At 44.4% G+C, this 19,249-nt stretch carries 17 protein-coding genes; 10 read left to right on the top strand and 7 right to left on the bottom strand.

The features are described 5' to 3' along the window. Positions 1–149 precede the first annotated feature (149 nt). Complete coding sequence (locus J8L84_RS07520) at positions 150–539, bottom strand: DUF4440 domain-containing protein (RefSeq protein ID WP_211070145.1); 390 nt, start codon at positions 537–539, stop codon at positions 150–152. 530 nt (positions 540–1,069) lie between these two features. Between J8L84_RS07520 and J8L84_RS07515 the strand changes: the two genes are divergently transcribed. The 4 genes from J8L84_RS07515 to J8L84_RS07500 all read left to right on the top strand — a co-directional run bounded on the left by J8L84_RS07515 (position 1,070) and on the right by J8L84_RS07500 (position 4,691). Then, positions 1,070–2,980 (top strand): DUF885 domain-containing protein, encoded by a 1,911-nt coding sequence (locus J8L84_RS07515; protein WP_211070144.1) that lies wholly within the window; start codon positions 1,070–1,072, stop codon positions 2,978–2,980. A 281-nt stretch (positions 2,981–3,261) separates the two neighbouring features. Beyond that, positions 3,262–3,672, top strand: coding sequence for an MAPEG family protein (locus J8L84_RS07510; protein ID WP_211070143.1), 411 nt, complete (start codon positions 3,262–3,264; stop codon positions 3,670–3,672). Positions 3,673–3,696: 24 nt separating this feature from the next. Beyond that, positions 3,697–4,200, top strand: a complete 504-nt coding sequence (locus J8L84_RS07505) for an AAA family ATPase (protein WP_211070142.1) — start codon at positions 3,697–3,699, stop codon at positions 4,198–4,200. Positions 4,201–4,277: 77 nt separating this feature from the next. Then, a complete protein-coding gene (locus J8L84_RS07500; protein WP_211070141.1) occupies positions 4,278–4,691 on the top strand; it encodes an MmcQ/YjbR family DNA-binding protein in 414 nt (137 codons plus the stop codon). A 9-nt stretch (positions 4,692–4,700) separates the two neighbouring features. On the opposite strand, the gene J8L84_RS07495 is transcribed toward J8L84_RS07500, so the two are convergent. Then, complete coding sequence (locus J8L84_RS07495; protein ID WP_211070140.1) at positions 4,701–5,558, bottom strand: alpha/beta hydrolase-fold protein; 858 nt, start codon at positions 5,556–5,558, stop codon at positions 4,701–4,703. Between the two features lie 145 nt (positions 5,559–5,703). Between J8L84_RS07495 and yeiP the strand changes: the two genes are divergently transcribed. Together yeiP and J8L84_RS07485 are read left to right on the top strand one after the other, a co-directional pair. Then, a complete protein-coding gene (gene yeiP / locus J8L84_RS07490; RefSeq protein ID WP_013786447.1) occupies positions 5,704–6,270 on the top strand; it encodes an elongation factor P-like protein YeiP in 567 nt (188 codons plus the stop codon). Between the two features lie 394 nt (positions 6,271–6,664). Beyond that, the gene (locus J8L84_RS07485; RefSeq protein ID WP_211070139.1) at positions 6,665–7,765 is read left to right on the top strand and encodes a M14 family metallopeptidase; all 1,101 of its coding nucleotides are present in this window, start codon (positions 6,665–6,667) and stop codon (positions 7,763–7,765) included. 93 nt (positions 7,766–7,858) lie between these two features. On the opposite strand, the gene J8L84_RS07480 is transcribed toward J8L84_RS07485, so the two are convergent. Continuing rightward, positions 7,859–8,305: a DUF3015 family protein gene (locus J8L84_RS07480; protein WP_211070138.1), complete on the bottom strand. Its 447-nt coding sequence runs from the start codon at positions 8,303–8,305 to the stop codon at positions 7,859–7,861. 22 nt (positions 8,306–8,327) lie between these two features. Next, positions 8,328–10,157 carry a DUF4105 domain-containing protein gene (locus tag J8L84_RS07475; protein WP_211070137.1) on the bottom strand — a complete coding sequence of 610 codons (1,830 nt, stop codon included), beginning with the start codon at positions 10,155–10,157 and terminating at the stop codon, positions 8,328–8,330. Positions 10,158–10,408: 251 nt separating this feature from the next. Between J8L84_RS07475 and J8L84_RS07470 the strand changes: the two genes are divergently transcribed. Then, positions 10,409–11,179 carry a sulfite exporter TauE/SafE family protein gene (locus tag J8L84_RS07470; protein ID WP_211070136.1) on the top strand — a complete coding sequence of 257 codons (771 nt, stop codon included), beginning with the start codon at positions 10,409–10,411 and terminating at the stop codon, positions 11,177–11,179. Positions 11,180–11,304: 125 nt separating this feature from the next. On the opposite strand, the gene J8L84_RS07465 is transcribed toward J8L84_RS07470, so the two are convergent. From J8L84_RS07465 to J8L84_RS07455, 3 genes are all read right to left on the bottom strand, one after another. Next, positions 11,305–13,398, bottom strand: a complete 2,094-nt coding sequence (locus J8L84_RS07465; protein ID WP_211070135.1) for a TonB-dependent receptor — start codon at positions 13,396–13,398, stop codon at positions 11,305–11,307. A gap of 78 nt (positions 13,399–13,476) precedes the next feature. Further along, positions 13,477–13,905, bottom strand: a complete 429-nt coding sequence (locus J8L84_RS07460; RefSeq protein ID WP_247670636.1) for a hypothetical protein — start codon at positions 13,903–13,905, stop codon at positions 13,477–13,479. A 77-nt stretch (positions 13,906–13,982) separates the two neighbouring features. Then, the gene (locus J8L84_RS07455; RefSeq protein WP_247670635.1) at positions 13,983–15,269 is read right to left on the bottom strand and encodes a sigma-54-dependent Fis family transcriptional regulator; all 1,287 of its coding nucleotides are present in this window, start codon (positions 15,267–15,269) and stop codon (positions 13,983–13,985) included. Positions 15,270–15,421: 152 nt separating this feature from the next. Here J8L84_RS07455 and J8L84_RS07450 point away from each other — a divergent pair, with 152 nt between their 5' ends. The 3 genes from J8L84_RS07450 to cydB all read left to right on the top strand — a co-directional run bounded on the left by J8L84_RS07450 (position 15,422) and on the right by cydB (position 19,242). Continuing rightward, on the top strand, positions 15,422–16,060 hold the full coding sequence (locus J8L84_RS07450) for a DUF3365 domain-containing protein (protein WP_247670634.1): 639 nt from the start codon (positions 15,422–15,424) through the stop codon (positions 16,058–16,060). A gap of 468 nt (positions 16,061–16,528) precedes the next feature. After that, positions 16,529–18,109, top strand: coding sequence for a cytochrome ubiquinol oxidase subunit I (locus J8L84_RS07445; protein WP_211070134.1), 1,581 nt, complete (start codon positions 16,529–16,531; stop codon positions 18,107–18,109). Next, entirely contained in the window at positions 18,106–19,242 is a 1,137-nt protein-coding gene (cydB, locus tag J8L84_RS07440) for a cytochrome d ubiquinol oxidase subunit II (RefSeq protein ID WP_211070133.1), read from the top strand. The genes J8L84_RS07445 and cydB overlap by 4 nt, the downstream gene beginning before the upstream one ends. Positions 19,243–19,249: the final 7 nt, after the last annotated feature.

The raw sequence follows: 19,249 nt of genomic DNA, 5'->3' as shown, positions 1-19,249 counted from the left end.
TTCGCCAATGAAAATTTTGATGCGTTACTTTGACACAAAACCGTCCGGCTTCAAAATAAAGGTAACTTGCCCGAGTATCTTTTTGTCGTATTACTGGCAATATTAGCCTGATTTTACAACATGATAACTGAGGCTGAGCGCTAAACACCTTAAGCGAAGTCGAGTAAGTCGGTGCCAAAGAAGTTATCGATAATGCATCGCCATTCACCGCTGTCGTTTCGCTGCATCACATATACGGCTCGTTTTCCGTCACAAGGTAAGGCATGTGGAGCGGCTTTTGGCACTAAGTAAAGTTTAGCGATGACTAACGCCACATCGCTCGCTTCAATCACAATTTCATCGCCGGTGGTAACGATATGCTCTGGCATGTATTTGTGTTGGAAGGTTTGTAATGCGCTAACACAATCGTGCTGAGTGGTGCCTTTTAGCGGTGTGGATACTACCTTGGCGTTATCGCCATAGCAGGCGCTAACCGAAGCAGGATCGTTGTCGTTTACCGCGTTGTGCAAACGGGCTAATAATTGTGTGATGTTGTTCATGGCTGTCGTCTCGTTTGTTTTTACCGCGAAGACAGACTTAAGAAAAACCCGCCTTAGCGGCGGGTTTTAGTGATGTTTTACGTACGCACTAACTTTCCCGCCAATTATTAATAATAATAGCGAGGAGGATAATTGTGTTTAACGCCAAACCTTGGCGCGGTGCAAAAAACTGCAATGTGCGTAATGTCATACCCGCAGTATTTAATTTGCCGAATAAAAAGTCAACGGTTTTGTGGTGTTCATTTTTTTCGCTTAATAGATGGTGTGCTAGGGCAATCGGAACACGCGGTAAACCCATCCATGGGCGCTCCGCCACAGCATCCATGCTGTGGAGGGTTCCAATTGCCCTAGCACACCATCTATAACGAGCTCGTACGGTAGTGCTCAGTAAACCTGTTAACATCACTTGGAGAACGCTCCACTTCCAAGTTTTAGCAATAAGTAAAATTATTACCCATTCTAATTAGATTGATTTAATGTCGTAGGTGAAATTAAAAATAACAAATATTGATGTTTAGGGAGTGGAATGAATGCGGGTAAGAAAATGTAGCGTTACAAAAGCCCTTTCTAAAAGTGCGGTGGCATTGGCTGTATGTGCGGTAGGGTTGAGCATTATTTCGTTAAGTGGCTGCAACCCCGCTCCTGAAGATGCGCCAAAACATGCAAAGCAAGCTACTGTAGATAAATCGGAAATCTCCAAACAGCACGAAGATAAGCGTCTTGTCGCGTTTATAGAGGCGCGTTTCGATAGGCTGGTGGCACAAAGCCCAAATTTCCAATCTTACCTAGGGGTTGATAATGGCGCGCAATCTAGCTGGAGCGATACCTCTGACGTATTTGCTCAAAAGCAGTTAGAAAACACAAAAGTCGACCTAGCGAAGTTAACTGCCGAATTCGACCGCGGCGACTTAAGCGACGAAGGGAAATTGAATTTTGATTTGTTTAAGCGAGAACTAACTAACGAAATTGAAAATGCGGCTTTTCGTAAGCAAAGTTATGTGGTTGATCAGTTTAGAGGTCAATACACCTCAGCCATTACATTGCTTAAAAATAATCACCGCATTGTGAATGAAGCTGGTGCACAGGCGTATATAAAAAGGCTTATAGGTTTTGAATCACTCATGGCTGATATTGTAACGAGGATGAAAGACCGTGCAGCCTTTGGTGTGTTACCGCCTGCATTTTCGTTTGATTCAATGATTAACGACGTGAGTGCTATGTTAACAGGCGCACCTTTAGATGCCCCGGTTACGAGTAGTAGCAAGCTTCACCCCTTATATGCTGACTTCAAAGAAAAACTAGCCGCACTGCATTTAGAGGAATCAAAAGAAAATGCATTGCTTGAAGAGGTTAGTAGCGCCCTTAAAGGGCCATTTAAAAGAGGCTACAGCAGCTTATTTGCCACGTTGAAACAGCAAAAGCCATTACAAGCTAACAACGATGGTGTGTGGTCATTGCCTGACGGCGATGCTTATTACGCTAATCGAGTAAAAGCTGAAACCACATTGTCATTAACACCAGAAGAAATTCATGAAATTGGTTTAAATGAAGTAGCGCGCATTCATCAACAGATGCAGCAGATAATGGATGAGGTTGAATTTACCGGAACACTACAAGCGTTTTTTGAATTTATACGCACCGACCCCAATAATTTTTATGCTAACAACGACGAAGGCCGAGCCGCGTTTTTAGCCGATGCAAAAGCGCAAACCCATGAAATTTTTGCCGTAGCAGAACAATATTTTCATACACTGCCAAAAGCGGATTTAGAAGTGCGTAGAGTAGAGCCTTGGCGCGAAAATTCTACGTCTATTGCGTTTTATAATCGTCCTAGCTTAGATGGAAGCCACCCGGGAATTTACTATGCTAATTTGGCCGATATGACAGGTGTTCAAAAGTATGTGTTCAAAGCGATAACTTATCATGAAGGTGTACCTGGCCATCATTTTCAAATTGCTCAGGCACAAGAACTCGATGGACTGCCGCGCTTTAGGAAGTATTTAGGTGTAGGGGCTTATATAGAAGGCTGGGCCTTGTATGCTGAACAATTAGCGTTTGAGATGGGTTTTTATAAAAATCCACTGCATAATTTTGGCCGTTTGCAGAATGAGCTTTGGCGAGCGGTTCGTCTAGTGACCGATACCGGTATTCATTACAAACGCTGGACGCGAGAACAAGCTATAGAATATTTTGTTACCAATACCCCCTTATCGCCACAAGATATTGAAACGGAAGTAGAGCGTTATTTTGTAAACCCAGGGCAGGCGCTTTCATACAAAATGGGTATGCTAAAAATACTGGAATTACGTGAAAAAGCGCAAGCGAAGTTAGGTGATAACTTCGATATTCGCGACTTCCATTCAAGCGTACTGGGTGCTGGCGCATTGCCTTTGGATGCGTTAGAAAAGCGGGTCGAGCGATACATCAACACTAAACAATAATAGCAGCAGGCCAAAGCTCCAACCTTGCAAAAGAATTATCGCGCACTTAATAAAAATGAAATTTATGTGGGAATATAAAATTATAAATTCGTCAGACGCTAAGAGAAGTGGTTTTTTAACAGGGATTACTGTCGACGGTGTTGAAAAGTACCTGAATTCACTAGGTAGGCAGGGGGGAGATTATCGATGTCGATTTTCAAATGGGCCCAACAATGCATGGTAGCCCTACGCATTTTCATGGCGTGGCGAAAAGACCAAAAAAATAACGGGAGTATTAGCTAATGGATAGCCTAGTAGTGCCTATGTTTGCTCACGTTTTATTATGTACATTCTTTTATATGCTTTTAACTTTCGTAAGAGCGCCTAAGGTGTGGGGATTAGGCCGCAATGACGATGGCTCGAGTCCATTCGATGCTATTCAATCTAAAATCAGCGCTAATTTAAGTAACCAATTCGAGTGGCCGTTATTTTTTCATGTCATTTGCGTTGTATTAATAGTGAAAGGGCTTGAGTTACAACCCATTTATGTAGCTCTTGCTTGGGTCTTTGTTGTAGGGCGAATAGTACATAGCGCTGTGCAAATTATGACGTCGAACATAAAATTGCGAGGCATTGTTTTTATGCTTAACTTTCTGGCTGTTCTAGCAATGTGGAGTATTTTTGTTGCTGAAATGCTAGTAGTAAAAAGCTAGCGCTAAGACACAATAAGGCTGCTTATGACTAAAATAGTGATATTTGGTAATTCAGGTTCAGGAAAGTCGACCTTGGCCAAGAACTTGGTAAAGGTTCACCACATCGCGCATTTAGATTTAGACTCGGTGGCCTGGGCGCCCTCAAATTCGGCCACAAGCCCACCTAGTCGTATGCCTATCAGTGAGTCGACAGTGCTTATAGATAGTTTCTTAACTGACAATACATCGTGGGTTATTGAAGGGTGTTATTCCGATTTGCTCGCTGAAGTACTGCCTTATGCCGAGGAACTTATATTCTTAAATTTACCCATAACCCTTTGTGTTGAAAACGCTAAGGCGCGCCCTTGGGAGCCGCATAAATATGAGTCTAAGCAAGCGCAAGATGCGAATTTAGATATGTTGATAGACTGGATAAAGGAATATGAAAATAGAACGGATACCTTTTCTAAGCAAAGTCATCAAGCCCTGTATGATAGTTTTAACGGCACAAAAACGATGTACACGAAAAATACGACGCATGCTGAATGAAAAAGTTGATATGAAAGGTATGAGTTAAGAAGGGCGAGATTCATAAAAACGAGACCCATAACATAAAGAGTAGAGCAGTGACCTACGATGAGTTTAATCATTATTGTGGCAGCCTAAAGGCCACAACCTATGTGATGCAATGGAATAACTCCCATGTGTGGAAGGTGGGAGGTAAAGTATTTGCTATAGGCGGCTTGAGTAAGTCTGGTGAGCCCGCGTATATCTTTAAAGCCTCAGATCTTAACTACCATTTCTTGAGTGAGAAACCTGGATATCGCCCCGCGCCTTATTTTGCATCTCGGGGCATGAAATGGATCCAGCAATTTGCAAGCGATGCCGACCAGCTTAAAGGGGGCGTTGAACTAAGTGTAGAAGATCTCAACGAAGAGCTTAGCTATTATCTAAACGAGTCTTATCGACTTGTGTCCCTAGGGCTGACTAAGAAAAAACAAAAAGAACTAGGGTTGAATCAAGGGCTAAATCTTAAATAGTGCTTCAGCTTAATCGGGGTGGGTTTTGAGTAACGCTTTAAACCCATAATACCAACTGGGTAATGCAACTGTGCCGTGAGACTCATCGTCAAAGTAACGTTTCTGCAGTGTGAGTTCGTCAGATTGAATGGCGTCCAATTTATCGAAAAACTGATATCCCCACGCTAAGTTTGTTTCGCCAATCTCGCCAAATTCGGCGTTATTAGCAAAGGTAAAAACCACGTTCCCCTCAGGCTGTTTCCCCTGTGCAAGCTTGTTAGTTAGCGTGCGATTTAAATAGTTATTGTCCCACAAATAAGTGGCATCAATAATAAGGTAGTGAGTGAATACCCCTGGCCTATTTAACAGCGCGTATGCAGCAAACAGCCCACCGAAAGACTCTCCGACCAGTATTCGCTTATTAGATGTTCTGAATTTTCCGTCTATTTGTGGAATTAACTCACTTTGAAAAAAGCGTAAATAATTATCTGCGTTTCCAATCCCTTGGAAGGCTTCCAATAAGCGGCCATTGAATTCCCAGTTAACATTGGTTGGGGTAAGATCTCGCTCTCTTATTGCCGATGCACTGTTAGGTACCGCTACCACAATAGCCTGTTCAACTTGCTGCTCTAATGTCTGAGTACTTAAGCCTTCAAGCATGCCGGCAATGGCTCTGGTTCGATGAATATCACCATCGAGTACATATACAACGGGAAATCTGCGCTGTTTGCTATCGTAATATGAAGGTGGAAGGTATACATGATAGAGCCTATCCTCGTCCATGATGGTAGAGGCTACTGCGTAAGTCTGCGTAAATGAATTAGACTCTTCAGCTTTAAGGGAAAAACCAATCGTTAGAAGTAACACAAATGTAATTATTTTTGGCATTGTGAATTCCTTTGCCTAAAAGTATAGATTTATTAATTTTATGACTGTTTATAGTTTTGACTATAACACTCAATTACCGGAAGATAGGGCGATAAATTAACGTGGCCTGCCAATCGTTAAAGGCCATTAATAACAGGGTAAGACCATGCCAAAGGCAAGTGAAATTAAAAAGAATCACACCATCGTTTATGGTGGCAAAACATGTATTGTTAGAGACATCGAACGTTCAGTACCTCAGGGCCGTGCGGGTGGTAGTATTTATCGCATGCGTATGTACGACGTGGTTAGCGGCGCTAAGTTTGATGAAACATTCAAAGATTCAGACATGCTAGAAATGGCTGATCTAGTACGTCGCCCTGTGATGTTTTCTTACATTGATGGCGACGAGTATGTATTCCTCGATAACGAAGATTACACGCCGTACCACCTAAATAAAGAAAGCATTGCTGATGAAGCTTTGTTTATTAATGAAAAGACCGAGTCTATTCAGGTGTTAATTGTAAGCGATGTGCCAGTGGCGCTAGATTTGCCGATGAGTGTAGAGCTTGAAGTGACTGAAACCGATCCTTCTATTAAAGGTGCCTCTGCAACCTCGCGCACTAAGCCTGCTACTTTATCGACTGGTCTAGTGGTTCAAGTGCCTGAGTACATCAGTACCGGTGAGTGGATAAAGGTAAATACCGAAGAGCGTAAATTCCAAAGTCGCGCATAGATTCACGAATTTTTGTTGCGCCTTGTTGAGAATATCAAGGCGCAACTATTTCGTGCTATTATGAACCTCTCGCTTTAGCTTTTAAAAAGCAAGCGCATGCCAAACGATGCGTTATACCCTCTCAAGCAATTCCCTCTCAATAGAAGCCATCTCTCCATAAACCAAAGCTCCGTAAACCAAAGCTCGATAAGCCATAGCAACGTAAGTCAAAGCTAAGCAATGTCAGAACGTAAAATACAAAAAAATATTCATCCCATACGTTGTTTTTACTTACGGCAATACCCCTCACTAAATTAATCATTTAAGCCAGCACAGGGCAGTGTATAATTGCTTAAACAGCAATGTTATAGCGTTACAAAAACAATCCGTTTTATATCAAAATTTAGGTAAAAATATGAATGTTAAAAAGTATTCTTGGATCAGTGTTTTCTCTATTTGTATTTTATTGGCTGGTCACGGGGCAAGCGCAAAAGACATAAGCGTTGCAGGCACTTTAGTGGCCGAAGGTAGCCGAGAAAACATTCGTATTCCTGTGGGGGCTGGTGGAAATAACAGCGCAGAACCTGCAACCTTTATTCCCGTAACCGTTATTAACGGGGTTAAATCAGGGCCTGTACTTGCGACCATCGCTGGTGTTCATGGCTATGAATATAACTCAATTTTAGCCACTGAAAAATGGCTGGCGAACATCGACCCTAGCACGTTAGCCGGCACTATTATTGCGGTGCGTGTGGCGCACATTCCTGCGTTTGAAGAGAAAAGTATTTACGTAAACCCCCATGATAGAAAGAACCTTAATAGAAGTTTTCCTGGCAAGGAGGATGGAACGCAGACTGAGCAAATAGCGTGGAACCTATCGAACCACGTTATTGCAAAAGCCGACTTTGTTATCGACCTTCATAGTGGTGATGGCGCTGAATGGCTAGCTGGTTTTGTGGGGGTGTATGGTGGTCCGCTTTCAAGTGACTACGAACAAGCCATGATGGTGGCAGAAGGGTTTCAATTCCCGAATATCGTGACTTACAAAATGAATACACAAAAACAAGTAGATACCCGCCGTTCGCTAAATCGCCAAGCGGTAGCCCATGGTGCCCCAACCATTTTGGTCGAGATTGGTGAAAACGGTTCGAAAAAAGAAGAACACGTAAACGCGATGGTAAAAGGGCTTGAAGAGGCCACTCGTATTTTGGGTATTACTTCACCTTCGACTGTTAACAATAGTAAAGCGGAGCTTACCTCGAAGGGCGTGTCTGCCAGTCGCTACTTTGAAGGGACTTTTTCGGTGCCGGTTAACTTTTCGGGTTTATGGTTTCCTGAAATTACCGCTGGGCAATTTTTGAAAAAGGGCGATACGTTAGGGGTAGTAAAAGACTATTTCGGCAATACGGTAGAAACCGTGATTGCACCTGAAAGCGGCTTTGCGCTCTATGGGTTATCAGGGCCTTCAGTAAAACAAGGGCAAAGTATTATGACTATTGCTAAAGAAGTAAAATAAGAAGCGTAGATCTGTACTTAGCTTAATGAAAGAGTACAACGATATAAGGCAGTGGCATTCCCGCAAGCGGCAATTTAGCCACTGCCCATACAATTAGATGTTTGCTACAACTGCGTTGTAGAAAGCTTCTGGGCTAGTTGCTTCATTTGCTGCAACTGATAGTGCCATTTCAGCACGAACAGCAGTAACAACATCAGCACGTGCCGCTTCGTTTACGTCTAAAATATCAAGCATTGCCGTTAGGTGCGCGCCAGAACCTTGGCTAGTTTCTTCAATAACGTTGTTAAAGTTATTTTGAATAAATACAGCCGCAGTCGCCATTTTACCTTCACAAGAATCAGCAGATGATACTTTTGAAGAAACCGCAGTGGTGCCTAAATCCCAAATGATGTTTGAAAGTGCAGCAGCTGTGCCATTGTCATCAAAAATCATGGCGCCAATACCACATTGTTTCCACGGGTTGATGTTATCGTCTGCCGATACGTTTCCAGCAATGGCGGTAGTTGTAAGAAGTGCAGCAAGCGTTAGTTTTTTAAACATTGTTATATTCCTCTGATTGTTATTAGTAATAATGTGAAATGAGCAAGCCGAAGTCAGTACCATGCTTGTTATCAATATTGGCTCTCACGTCCCAGCGTTGATTAATTGCATATCGCGCGGTAATAGAGAGGTAATGTTGATCCTTCGATGGCTGGTTCACAAACCATTGTTGTCCTACTGCCAATGACATTGCTATTTCAGACGTAACATGTGCTACGCCTCCCACTTCTGAACCCACAGCGATAAAGCCGCCATTCAGATTAGAGCTGGTAATAGAAGTGCTGAGCGCGGCATAACCTACAAGGTTGTGACGAAAGGCCCAAGACTTCCCAATAAAACTGTCGATATAACCTGCGCCGCACTGGGTGCAGTTGTTAGCTTGTTCTCTGTAGCCAAAGGCCAGTTTCCAAGCCCAATTGCTATCAAGTGGCAATCCAGATTCAGACGCATTAAGGTTAATAATTCGTACCGGTGTAAACTCTTTTACTGCTAACCCTTCACCCTCTAGGTAACGAAGACGCACATTAAAGGTGGTTAGCTCAGAGTAAGGAATTCGCCCCGCATTCAGCGTGAGCAGGTCGTAATAATTGGCCCTAAAGTTCAACTCACCCGCCACGTTGCCTGATGGTGTGTCGTATAAACCAAGGCCAATACGCGTGGTATCTTGTGCCTCATGAGGAGGGCGTCTATCTACGCTTTTCCAGTTTGGTTTAACGGGTGCCATAGCAAATCGTTTTATCATGGCTTGCCGCTTTTGTGCTTGTTGTATGTCTGTGAGGTCGTCTTCTTTTTGTTCTATAAAAGCAAAATAGTCGTAAAGGGTATCAATAACCCGTATTGCCGATGCGTCACCTAAAGCAGCAAGCTTAACTTGTGTGTCTTTAGGTGCACTTTCTAGAATTTGCAGTAAGGTTTGCTGTTCCTTGCTGGTTAATTGCTGCCAGCGATCGTAAAGTGTTTGTTGACGCGAACCATGGTAGATAACTTCATTAAACATGGGCCGGCTGCCCTGATGGCGCTGCATCATTACCACTAAATCAAACGGCATTACCCAAACCTTGTTGGGGGCAATCAGGGGTTCATCGAACACTAAGCTGAGTAACTTTGCCAATTGATAGGCACAGTTTTGCTCAAAGAAGTAATAGGTCATGGTGGCATTTTCTAACTCCCATAAATGGGCGAGTAGAAATTGAATATCGTCTTGCGATAGGGCAAGTTTATATTCCCACATATCGCGAAGCTCAGTTTCACTGTAGGTTAAATGATGATGATGGTATTGCTGATTAGAGAACTTACCTTGATACCCGCCCAAGATGCCTTTGGTAATGTAAACCAACTTGTTTTCACTATCGGGAACTTTGGCCCCGTAAGAGAAGGTGTTATCGAGTAATCCTTCTGCTGACTCACCATTAAACTTTAAAAATACATGGCCAAACATCGACGCTGGGTTACCTAAGTAACCGGAAGCAAAAATAAGGCTGGCGCTGTGGGTAGAGAATGCATTTAAGTATTCTTGATACTTTGGGCATGCCACGTCAGGGAAGCTAATCGAGGGTATATGTTTTTCGATAAAACGCTTACGTGCGGGAAATTGGCATTGGCGTTTTGGGGTTTGCGAAAAGGCGTGAATAGTCGCTTCAAGTTCTGAAAGTGGATCTTCAAAGCCATTTTCGGCTAAATAGAAGTGACTGCCATTGTGGTTTAGTGTTACCGCTGTTTGCTCAGCATGTAATAACTGCTTCCACACGCTGTGCGATGCAAGGTTATTTATATGTTGAGACGCATCGTTAGCGTAAGCTAGCGTTACGGTACAAAAAAATATAATGCTGCAACGGGTGAAAAAGGAATACAACGTAACTTCCTAAACTAAATCCATGTAAATTCGCATCGACGATGTAGAGACATACCGTTTCGTTGCGCAGTGAAGATTGCAGAATATGCCTGCACTAAAGTGCATGTACAAGTTCAAATTACAGATAATTTGTTACGAATTGCTACTAGGTGCCTTAAATTTGTCTTCAGAAAAGACAAGCTGTAATACGCGTTCTTCACCTTGTTTACGCTGGGGCCAATACAAATGAATAAACCGAAAAGGGGCTGCACTTGGATCTTGTTACTTATTGGCTAACCGCTGATGGTGCTATCTCACTCACTACCGCAGCCGTGTTGATTGCCACCTCTACCATCACGTCCTTAATAACGGCTACCTTTGGGATTGGCGGCGGCGTGTTGCTTATTGCGGTAATGGCGGGAAGCTTACCAGTTTCTGCACTTATTCCTGTGCATGGCTTAGTACAGTTAGGTTCTAACGGCAACCGAGCGTTAATGACCTTTCGGTATATTGACTGGTCCATGGTGAAGTTCTTTTCATTTGGGGCGTTGTTAGGAGCGGTACTGGCTACGTTTATCGTGGTGCAATTGCCTTTAGTGGTTATTCAATTTGCTGTGGCGGGTTTTATCTTGTTTTTGGTGTGGGGCAGCAAACCGAAGGCGCAAGAAATGCAACCTGCTGGTCGAAGTTTAGCAGGGTTAATTACCACGTTAATCTCCATGTTTGTAGGCGCTACCGGGCCGCTAGTTGCCGCGTTTGTGCATCGGAACAATTACAATAAAATGCAGATAACCGCCACCATGGCCTCGTGCCTTACCTTTCAACATGGGTTAAAAGCGTTTGTTTTTACCTTTGTAGGCTTCTCCTTTTTTCAATGGCTAGGATTAATTTTTGCCATGATTATAAGTGGTGCCGTGGGGACTTACGTGGGACTAAAAGTACTCAAGAAGATTCCAGCCGATAAATTTCTCGTGCTGTTTAAGGTTATCGTTACCTTATTAGCAATCCGCTTAATTGTGCAGGCAGTGTTTGAATTAGTGTAGGCCACCTCATTCGTTGGCTTTTCTGTATGAGTTCGAAGGGTAAGAGAAAAAGGCGCATACTCGCGCCTCTTACTTTACGTTTTATTCTATTAGCCCGCTAATGTTGGGGGCTAGCTTAGCGGTATTTAAAAGCGGTAGCTCATTGAGACCTGCCATTCCCTGCCTGTTCCCGGTAATTTATCTCCTACCGCAATATCGGCATTTGATACCCGATTAACCCCCGCAGTGTGAGCGGTATAATACTTATCAAAGGCATTTTGAAGTTGTGCCAACACGCTAAAGCCTTGGCTTAGCTGCCATCGCGCGCCTAAATGTACAAGCCCGTAACCTGCTGTACTACTTTCATTTTGTAGCGCAGAGGTATGATTCTGTGCGCCCACTAAATGCGAGGTAACCGACAACATCAGCGGGGATTGCATGAGCTGGCTTTGCCACTCTATACGAGTCGTCAATTGCTCAGGGGCAATACGAAATAGCGCGTCGTCTATGTCGTCTCTATTTCCATGACTAACGCTGGCGGTAGAGGTTAGCAGCAGGTTACTCGATAGTTTGCCGCTAACCGTCACATCTAGCCCTTTAATAATGGCGTCTGTGTTGGTCCACTGAAACGGCGTATCCGACCCCATCATAGTCGAGAACATAATTGCGGCCGCATTACTGCTCGGTGTGCCAGCAATGTAGTCTTCTATGTCTTGGTAATAAAGCCGGGGTGAAACAGTCCAATCGTTTTCGCTGTAGGTGATACCAAATTCAATCTGGCGAGCGGTTTCGTTATCAAGTTCTAGATTACCAATGTAATTGAACCCGTCAGCCATGCCACCTGTAATCCCTAACGGTAACCAGGTGTAGCGTTCGTAATAGTTGGGTGCACGGTTTTTTTGCGAGATACCCGTAAATACCGTCACCGTGTCGCTAACGGGGATTTGAATGGTGGCCGCTGCATCTAGCATATTGTAGGTTTCACTACGTTCAGCATTGTTGAAGTTAGACGCTAGCATGGCGACGGCATCATTCATCATCACCATGTTAGAGTCTATCGCATCGGCGTCCATATCGATTTGTGTGTAGCGAAGGCCTAGTAAATAGTCAGCGGTGTCGGTTGCTCGATGCCACTCGGTAAAACCACTATAGGTATCGCGGGTAATATCGCTAAAGTTATTGATGTAAAAAGCGCTGTTATTCGGGTTGGTGATAACAGAGTTATTTCGGCTGTATAAATGACTAAAACCTACTTCAAGTTCACCATCAAGGGCAGGGGTGATGTAGGTTGCCTCTATACCTTGTGCAACGGAGTCGGCGTCGTTTTGTCTGGCCATACTAGCCATTGAAACCGCGCGCTGGGATGCATTATCCATGGCGTGCTGATTGCTATTCCCAAACACTTTTACTTTCACCGTGCGATCGTCACTGGCTTGGTACTGATAACCTAAGCGATACCATGCGGCGTCTATAAAAGTAATATCCATTGCAAGGGCTGCGGTGCCACTGTTGTTGGTATTTAGCGTTTGGTAGCTCACATCTAGGCTATGCTTGCCCCAACGATAACCCGCGCGAAGCTTTCCGCCGTTTCTTTGATACTGAGAATTAGGGATGGCAATGCTTGAGCCTGCATCGTTAGAGCCAGCCTCACGTTCGTCACGTTGCTGGTGGGTAAATGCGCCGCTGATAAAACCATTGGCCGCGCCGTAAAATGCATTGGCTTGGTATTGCTGTGCATTGCCGGGAGAATACGCACTGGCGCTAGCATTAAACTGCAGGCCATTGGCTTGAGAAAATAAGTGCTGAGCGTCAGCACGAATGTCTAATTTACCGCCTAAGGTTTCAACCCCTGCGCTCACCGGTACTATTCCGCGATACAATACGGCCTGAAGGCCTGGTTCAGGTAATACATGCGACAGCGGGGAATCCATGGCATTAGGGCCAGCGCCCGCGATATCTACCCCATCAATAGTCACGCCTACTCTGTCACCATAAAGGCCGCGATATTGTACTAACCCTGTCACCGGACCATTTCGAGAAATAGTCACGCCGGGTAGCGTAGCAAGCTGATCGCCATAGTCAGCTTCCGTATTGTTAGAGGCGGAAACTGGTGCATTACTGGTAAGGGTTAGTGGCTCGCCAATAACGGTAATAACTTCGGTTGAAGCGGTGTCTTGAGCATACAAAAAAGGGGAAAAGCCAGCAGTACATACTGCTAGTGCAATGGCTGTTTTTTTCATAATTAGTCCATTTTTAATTAAACAACATCAGCGATAAAACTGATAAAAGCGCGTTATAAATAAAGTGTGATGGCTAAACTATGAAAGGGGCGGAGCACGGGAGAGCCCAGTCGCGTAGGCGTATGCCGTATAGGGGCGCTGTGCAATGGCAGTAGCAAGGTTGTTAAAACGAACAAAGGTGACTAAAGGAAGTGAAAAATCAGGTGCCGTGACGGCGTTGGGCAAGTCAGAAAGCAGGCTGTTGGTACAGTCGATATGTTCTACCGGTATCTTGCTGATATCTACACTAACATAAACAAACTCACCAGCACCTTCAGTCGCGCTTAATGATATCCAGCGCATGGTATTGCCGGTACAAATCAGCTCTATATCGTTGTTGCTGTCATTAAACTCGGTAGTAAATCGCTGTGCTTTTTCCATTGAAACGGCCGCAAGCCCCAAGGCCATTGCGTTTTGCAATAGCAGGGTTAGGCATACTAGCAGTGTAAATAATGACTTCAATGGCAAAGCAGTATTCTATTTCTACCGAAACTTATTTAATAATACGTTAAATATAGGATGTTGAAAGGGGTTTTTACTGCGAGCTATTTAACCCTTAACCCTAGCGCTTGAAGTTTACGGTATAAGGTCCGTTGGCTAACACCCAGTGCTACGGCAAGGGAATCTATACTGCCTTCGTGCTTTGCTACCACCTCTTCAAGGTACTTAGCTTCAGCAACTTCCAGAGTAACAATGCTCGCGTTACTATGAGTAGTGGGCTCGCTGATTAACTCGGGTAAGTCGGTTGGATAAATAACATTTTCATCTGCCAACAAATACGCTTGTTCTACAATATTTTTAAGCTCTCGAATGTTACCTGGGTAGGTGTAATGACTTAGCACTTCAATAGTCGACTTGTGTAAGCGTTTTTTCGAGGGAAGTTCGTGCAACATATGGCTGCACAGCATAGGGATATCGCTTTGGCGCTCGCGAAGCGGCGGAAGATGTATAGGGAAGCCCGCAATTCGATAATAGAGATCTTGTCTAAATTCGCCTTTTTCTACTAAGGATTTTAAGTCTTTATGCGTCGCGCACACTAAACGAAAATCGGCCTTTTTAACTTGAACGCTTCCTACTGGGCGGTAGGTTTGGGTTTCAAGCAGCCGCAATAATTTCACTTGCATGGTAAGGGGGACATCGCCGATTTCGTCAAAAAATAGGGTTCCGCCTTGGGCGGCATCAACCAACCCTTTCTTGTTCGACTGCGCGCCAGTGAAAGCGCCTTTCTCGTAGCCGAATAATTCAGACTCAAAAAGTGAATCCGCTAACCCCGTACACTCTATTACGACAAAAGGCTTTTCGGCGCGGTGGCTGCTGGTGTGTAGGGCATGAGAAACCAGCTCTTTACCTGTCCCTGTTTCTCCTTGAAGTAACACGGCTATATCGGATTTTGCGGCTCGGTTAATTTTATTCAGCATGGCTTTGAAGGCGGCAGATTCACCTATCATTTTTCCCTTGTTAGGGTAATTAGAGGCAAACGCGAGTTTATCCAATATTTCTAAGTAGCCAAGCAGGTCGCCGTTAGCATCGTGCACCGGGCGCATGAGAATATCACAGTAGCTTTGGCCGCTATTGGTGGTATGAATATGTACTACGCTTGCTGCTCGACCGGTTTCTTTACATTGCTGTATAGGGCAACTTTCGCCGCATTGATCACAAGGCTTGGTATTCCCGTGAGACACTTTAAAGCACTGGCTTTTCCCCGGAATAATATCCACAGGATAGGTATTGCGATAAGGCTGATTAACCGCTTCTATTACATACTGATGATTAATGAAAATAGCAGGTTTATCGATGGCATCTATCATTGCCTGAACAATCGAGATATTCATGTAACAGCTTCACCTAGCGATACGGGTTGGGTATGAATGACGTATGCGCACAGTCTATACCCACAAGATAACTAATCTAGGTTTAAGGTATCACATTGGCACGCGCCTTGTACTTATGTTGGTAGGTAATGCTCCCCATTGAGGTAAAGAATATGAAAATGAGATTAACGGCCGGTGTAATAAGTGGGTTCTTTTTATCAACCCCACTATCAACCGCGCTGTCAACTGCACTGGCGGCTGAAATGCCGCAGCCGCAAGACAGCATAGTGACAAAACACGTAACTGAAACCACCCTAGCAGGCCCCGAAGATAAGCTAAATCAGGCACGTAGTAACGCCAAAGCATTAGGTGGGGCGTTAAAAGCTAGGCTTAAACAAGCCATTTCAAAAGGAGGCTTAGAAGCCGGGGTAGAGGAGTGTTATGTGGCTGCTGGGCCTATCGCAGAAGCGCTCAAAAAGGATGGTTGGACAGTAGGACGCACAGCGCTTCGTGTGCGTAATCAAGGCAACAAACCTGATGCGTGGGAGGAAGCCCAATTGCATGAGTTTGCTGACGCATTATCTAAGCAATTGCCTATGCCGCTAGAAGCATCGCAGTGGGATGAGGAAACTGGCGAATTGCGCTATATGTCAGCGATTGTTACAGGGCAAGTGTGTACGGCGTGTCATGGTAACAATGTGGCACCTGCTGTGATTGATATTATTAAAGAAAAATACCCAGAAGATACCGCAACGGGCTTTGCGCCGGGAAGTTTAAGAGGTGCTTTCACGCTTACCTATTCACCCGAATAGCTTTATATTTTAAGAAGATGCAACGGGCCTTTATCGGCATCCGTTGTATCTTTTTATCTCCTATCTCCTATCTCCTGCCACCTATTACCTAACTCCTATCTTTTTCACTTTCTTCTCTTTCCTCTCTTGTTTTTTAGCAGCGTTTTTTGCAAAGGCTCCACGCTCTGTTTCCTACTTATCATTTAATGTGACTTTAATGTCAAAAATGGCGGCAATTGTCATTTTTGGCGCAGTTTCCTCTCGTCTTGTTTGAGATGGATCAACGCGGCTAGTTCGACTTAATGGAATAATTGCGCCGCACAGTAGGGAATACTAAAGGTTAGGGGCAGTGGTGCCTTAGCTGGCGCAAAGCTTGCTAAACCTCATACAGAAGTATAAGTCTTACGGTGCGCTCTTTTAATTAAGGCTGTTGATTTAAATAGAATTTTTAGCGGCTTGCCGTACTGTTTTTAACTAGGGAGAAAACCCATGAGCGATACGTTAGTCGAACTATCGCGGTGGCAATTTGCGCTAACTGCAATGTTCCACTTTATATTTGTGCCCTTAACCTTAGGGTTGAGTTTCATGCTTGCCATTATGGAATCCGTTTATGTGATGACAGGCAAAGAAATTTACAAACAGATGACTCAGTTTTGGGGCAAGTTGTTTGGTATTAACTTCGCCATCGGTGTGGCTACCGGCCTCACAATGGAGTTCCAGTTCGGGATGAATTGGTCATACTATTCTCACTATGTTGGGGATATTTTCGGGGCGCCCCTGGCTATTGAAGGTTTGATGGCGTTCTTCCTAGAGTCAACCTTCGTTGGGCTATTTTTCTTTGGCTGGGACAAAATGTCGAAGGGAAGACATTTAATGACCACATGGTTAGTGGCTATTGGTTCTAATTTCTCAGCACTATGGATACTCATTGCGAATGGTTGGATGCAATACCCCGTAGGCGCAGAATTTAACTTTGAAGCCATGCGTATGGAAATGACAAGTTTTGCTGAAGTTATCTTTAACCCTGTAGCGCAAGTTAAGTTTGTGCACACCGTTTCAGCCGGCTACGTAACCGGTGCTATGTTTGTATTGGCGATCTCTAGTTATTACTTACTTAACCACAAGCATATTGCCTTCGCTCGCCGTTCCTTTGCCATTGCTGCTAGCTTCGGCTTAGCGGCTACCTTGTCAGTTATTGTGCTGGGGGATGAAAGTGGCTACGAGTTAGGAGAAGTGCAAAAAGTAAAATTGGCCGCGGTTGAAGCAGAATATGAGACTCACCCAGCACCAGCGCCTTTCACCCTTTTTGGTATTCCCAACGATGAAAAAGAAGAAACCGAATACGCCGTTCAAATTCCTTGGGCGATGGGCATTATAGCGACTCGTTCTCTTACCGAGGAAGTGAAAGGCTTAAAAGATATTAAAGCCGAGAACCGCTTACGTATTCTTGATGGTATTAAAGCATACGCTTTGCTCGATAGCGTGAGAGAAGGAACGGCCACAGCAGATGAGCTCGCGCTGTTTGAGGCGCACAAAGACAACATGGGCTATGCCATGTTATTAGAGCCATTTACGGATGATGTGACTCAACCTTCTGAAGCGGCCTTACAAAAAGCAGTAGATTACAGTATCCCTAAAGTTGCGCCCTTGTTTTGGAGTTTCCGCTTAATGGTGGCATCAGGTTTTATCATGCTAGCCGTGTTTTTAGCCGCCTTCTATTACAGTACTAAACACAAAATTACCCAGCCTCGCTGGTTGTTGAAAGCGTCATTGTATAGCTTGCCGTTACCTTGGGTTGCGTGTGAAGCCGGTTGGTTTGTGGCTGAGTTTGGTCGCCAGCCTTGGTCCATTGCAGAGATTCTGCCAGTGCATGCATCAACGTCTAATCTGTCTATCTCAGACATTGTCACCACGTTAGTTGCTTATTCAGCGTTTTACACCGTGATGTTCATTGTGGCCTTTTACTTAATGAAAAAATTCGCCAAAAAAGGCCCTGTGCCTCCTGAAGATCGCACTACTGATGAAGACGATGACCTTATCGACTTTGATGCTAAAGGAGCAAACGCATGATTGATTATGAATTTCTTCGCGTAGCCTGGTGGTGCCTTATCGGTGTGCTGCTAATTGGTTTCGCGGTAACAGATGGGTTCGATTTAGGCGTAGGTTCACTACTGACCATTATTGGTAAAACAGACAAAGAACGTCGCGTAATGATTAATACCATTGGGCCGCATTGGGATGGAAACCAAGTGTGGTTCATTACGGCTGGTGGCGCTATTTTTGCAGCATGGCCAATGATTTATGCCACCGCTTTTTCAGGCTTTTATTTAGCTCTAGCGTTAACGCTAATTGCACTGTGGATGCGCCCTATTGGGTTTGATTATCGCAGTAAGTTGCCAAATTCGCAGTGGCGAAAAGCATGGGATTGGGCCTTGTTTGCCGGTGGTTTTATTCCTGCGCTTATTTTTGGCGTGGCGTTTGGTAACTTGTTATTAGGTGTACCGTTTGAATTCGACAACACGCTTAAATCAACTTACACCGGCTCTTTCTTTGGTTTGCTTACCCCATTCGCACTTGTTTCTGGGTTGTTGTCAGTGGCTATCTTGCTTAACCACGGCGCTACCTGGTTACAAATGAAAACCGATGGCTTCATTGAAGCCAGAGCCCGTGTCACATCTTTTATATTGAGTTTAGTGGCAGTAGCCTTGTTTCTCATTGCCGGTGCGTGGGTGGCATTTGGATTAGACGGTTTTGTTATTACCTCTACCGTAGATACCTTAGCCACCTCGAACCCAATGAAAAAAGAAGTCGCTATTGAAGCCGGTGCATGGATGACTAACTACTCACGCTATCCTTGGATGATTATTGCGCCTGTTTTAGGTGTAGTAGCAGGGCTAGCATGTGCGATGTTTTCTCGCAACGGGAATGCAGGAATGGCATTTGTTTCAAGTGCACTACTGATTACTGGCGTTATTCTAACCGCGGGCTTCTCAATGTTCCCGTTCTTAATGCCCAGTATCACTATGCCAGAAGCTAGCCTAACGGTATGGGATGCCACTTCTAGTCACTTAACCCTAAATATCATGTTCATTGTGGCTTGCATCTTTGTGCCTATCATCTTGTGCTATACCGCCTATGGTTATTATGTGATGCGTGGGCGAGTAAAAAATAGCGACTTAGATCAGTCTCACACTATTTATTAAGGAGTAG

Source organism: Alteromonas sp. MMG017, assembly GCF_018100795.1.
Lineage (GTDB): Bacteria > Pseudomonadota > Gammaproteobacteria > Enterobacterales > Alteromonadaceae > Alteromonas.
Note: the sequence above shows the minus strand (reverse complement) of the source record. Positions and strands in the feature narration are given on the sequence as shown.